The following is a 3,568-nucleotide window of genomic DNA, read 5'->3' as shown; positions in this document are numbered from 1 at the left end:
CTAGAACTATCGACGTGCCATGGTCGTTGATGGAGAGCATGTGGTCTTACTCCCTTCACCAACGAGAGGTTCGTAAGTCCAATAGTGATGGACGTGTTACCGCGCTGCTGCTGACTAATGAAGGCAGGCATTATTCAAAAGATTCCGTAGTGGACGTTATGAAGTCCTATGAAAGAAAGTGCGGCTTCTATGTTCGGGCCCACATGCTACGCCACACCTATGGGACTTATACCTTGCTTGCTCTTCGAAAAAGTAAAGAGTTTGAAGGTGAGCCATTGTTGTATGTCCGAGATAGGCTGGGGCATTCAGATGTGCAAACAACTATGATCTATTTGCATCTCATAAACCAGCTTGAAGCCCAATCCGTCCTTGCTCACGAGGACGAAATTGACATGATGTTTATGACTGATTCGGTTTCGCGTATCTGAGGTAGCACCATTGGCTCGGCAAAAAAGCTACAAGGCGGTTATGCGGTCGGTTACAAAAGGATTCGAGGCTGTCGAAGATGATATCAAGATTGACCTGCCGAGAAATCCGAGAAACCACAGGCAACTCGATCATACGAAATATTTAGGCTTGGGCTTCGATGCTTGGGCAATTCAAAGTCTTCACGTTATCAAAGCTTTGCTACAAGGAGGAAACTTCTCAGTGACGACCTTGATTGGTTACTCTACGAACGGACTAAGATTTTTTATAAATTTCTTGAGTGGCGGTTCGGTCAAGTCGCCACCTGCAACGCCAAACAGTCTTACCAAACGCCACTTGGAGCGATACGTCTCTTGGCTGAGGCTAAAATACCCTAACGGCTCGACAGCCAAGAATTACTATACTAGCTTCAAGTCGTTAGTTGTTGTTTTGGCTGAATATGGATTTATTGAAGTCAATCTTGACGATCTTTTGCCCCTCAATCCATTTCCTAATAATGCGCAGAGCACTAAAGATGCAGATCCGCTCACCTTGGGTGAAATGCAAAGGCTGATTGGCGCTTTGAAGTCAGATCTTATTGCCATCCATAAGGGTGCATTCCTTGGAAATGGCGCGGAGGCGATGGCTGTATTGCTACTAATTACTGCGGCAAGGTCTGGAATCAATACTACGCCGCTCTTGGAGATGAAGAGGGATGCCCTACAGCCTCACCCATTTATTCCTAATCTCAGGTTGATTACTACCGTCAAACGTCGAGGTAAAGGCGCACAGAGCAAAACAATCCGTCAGACTAATCTGCTAGATGAGTACAGTGCTATTCCCCTGGATGGGGTGGCAGTCCTCAATAAGGCGCTGGAGATTTCTAAGCCACTCGTAGCACTGGCACCTGATGAAATATCTTCATGTGTGTGGTTATATCGCTCGGGCCAGCCTGGCCGCTCGAACGACATCGTTACCCTTACACCCGGTGCTTTATATGTCACGGCAAAAAGCATTTGTGAGCGTCATGCGCTTCAGGATGATCAAGGCAATCGGCTAAATGTCACGCTTAGTCGGCTGCGAAAGACTATGGAAAGCCGTTTGTGGAAACTGAGTGGTGGCGACATTATAGAAGTTTCCTCCGTTATGGGTCATACCCCTGGTGTCGCCGATAATCACTATTTGAAAATCAACGATGAGATCAAGATCGACGGGGCGACATTTGTTGGGGAGGCTTTTCCGGACAAACTACGTGGCATAAACGTTATACCAACCCCGCTAGGCGGCTGCAAAGATAGCCTTTACGGTAGTCTGGCACCAAAGGATGGCGTCAATCATTGTTCTGAATTCATCCACTGCCTCGGTTGCCCTAGCTATGCAATTGTAGGCACCTTGGAGGACTTATACCGGCTGTTCAGCTACCAACAATTCTTGTATGCAGAAGTCGAATACTTTCTCACGGACGAGTGGGGCGCATGGCGCAAGCGTCAGTTTGACTATATTCGATTGATAGATGATTTCACCCAGAAGTTTGATCTTGCATTGGTTTCGCAAGCAAGGGCTCAGGCTGAGTCATCTCCGCACTTGTTCTGGGCTAAAAAAATCGAGTTCATGAAGAAAAAATTGGACGGTGAAATTTGAGCATAAGAACCACGAGTGCGGTGTTAAAGGCATATGATGTCCTCATCGCACAGCCAGTTTCAGCGAATGGCCTAAGTCCCGCAGAGCGGGATACAATCGTGATCAGCGCTATCGTTAATGAAGATGGAGAAACCTTCGTTCTTAGCAGGTTTGGCGATGCACAGTGGGATCTTCGCCCGTTTTTTGATCAGGCCAATGTTGCTCATTCTTATAAATTCATCAACTGGGATATGGGCATGCCTCGGGCGCTTATTGATGACTGCAAAGCTGTTGCTTATGCTTGGTTTAAAAGAGGAATGCCTAGATCCAAACCTCCTATCGCACGGGGCATTACTACTTTCGCCGTCGTCAGCGCGATGCCTTTTGTTCGCTGGTTAAACGATCTAGGAGTTTCAAGCTTTGCAGATGTCCGTCCGATCCATGTCAGCAATTACGTTCATCATTGCAAATATGAATTGAAGTTAAAGCCTCTCCCGCTGTATGGGCGATTACGGGTTATTGATTTTCTTTGGGTGTTTTCTGCCGACACGATGTTTCCCATTCAGAGTTATCCTTGGGGTAATTCGACATTGTGGCGGATTTGTGGGGTCGCGAATGTAAAAGGGTTGGGTGCTGCCACTAAAAACGTCGGGCGAACAGATATTATTCCTCATGATGAACAATCTAGGATTTTCAACTATTGCGAAAGCATTGTCCGGGAGATGAAGGCCGAATTGGCAGCCAATGGTATTGGATATCATCCTAGTGATGAACGGATGGCAATTCGTTGCAGAGATGCTGTTCTGTATATAGTTTCAATCACTAGCGGCATGCGCAATGACGAGGCAATTGGAATTGAGGTTGGCGCTTGGCGCAAAGAGTTAAAAAACGGGGTTACCTTTTGCTGGGTGACCACAATCGAGCACAAGACAGGTAAAGGCCAAGTCGAATATCTTGTACCAGAACTGACGATTGAAGCTTTAAGTCTTTTGGCAAAATATTCAGTACCCATCAGAAAAGAGCTGGATGAAGAGATTAGACAGCTTGCAAGCAATCGGGATTTTTCGTATTCAACTGAACATCTCCTTAGGCTCGAAAAAGCCCGAAAAGACGCGAATAAACTATTTTTGGGACGAAACACACAAGGAGGGAAAGTTCAGGAAAGCCATCACGTTGAGGCTCTCAGCGGGCAAGCATCCAATGCTGCGTTTGACCGTATAGCTAAAGCCGCTGGAAGCGATTGGCCGTTGAGGACGCATCAATGCAGGCGAACATATGCAAGATGCTTTGTAGAATCCCGTATGGGCCGCACTTCATTGATCTACCTCAAATGGCAGTTCAAACACAGCAGCATGAGTATGACCCAACTCTATGCATCCAATCCGCAGCAAGACCTGACTCTCTTTGATGAGATCTTCCAGCAGATGACAGAGTTTAAAATTGACCTGATCGAATCATGGCTCGATGATCAGCCACTGGCAGGGGGCGCTGGCGAAAAGATTGTGGAGTTGCGGGCGATTCCAATCAAGGATAGAGCTGCTTT

General features: G+C 46.9%; 3 protein-coding genes. All 3 read left to right on the top strand.

All coding sequences use genetic code 11. The features are described 5' to 3' along the window. A partial coding sequence (locus tag HT737_RS29895; protein ID WP_182404620.1) for a site-specific integrase occupies positions 1 to 428 on the top strand: 428 nt, incomplete at its 5' end. Between the two features lie 10 nt (positions 429 to 438). Then, the gene (locus tag HT737_RS29890; RefSeq protein ID WP_306287315.1) at positions 439 to 2,046 is read left to right on the top strand and encodes a hypothetical protein; all 1,608 of its coding nucleotides are present in this window, start codon (positions 439 to 441) and stop codon (positions 2,044 to 2,046) included. Between the two features lie 98 nt (positions 2,047 to 2,144). Beyond that, a partial coding sequence (locus HT737_RS29885) for a tyrosine-type recombinase/integrase (RefSeq protein ID WP_374011220.1) occupies positions 2,145 to 3,568 on the top strand: 1,424 nt, incomplete at its 3' end.

Origin of the sequence: Pseudomonas sp. MD195_PC81_125, assembly GCF_014060985.1 — a bacterium.
Classification (GTDB): Bacteria; Pseudomonadota; Gammaproteobacteria; order Pseudomonadales; family Pseudomonadaceae; genus Aquipseudomonas; species Aquipseudomonas parakoreensis.
This window is presented reverse-complemented; position numbering and strand designations above follow the sequence as displayed.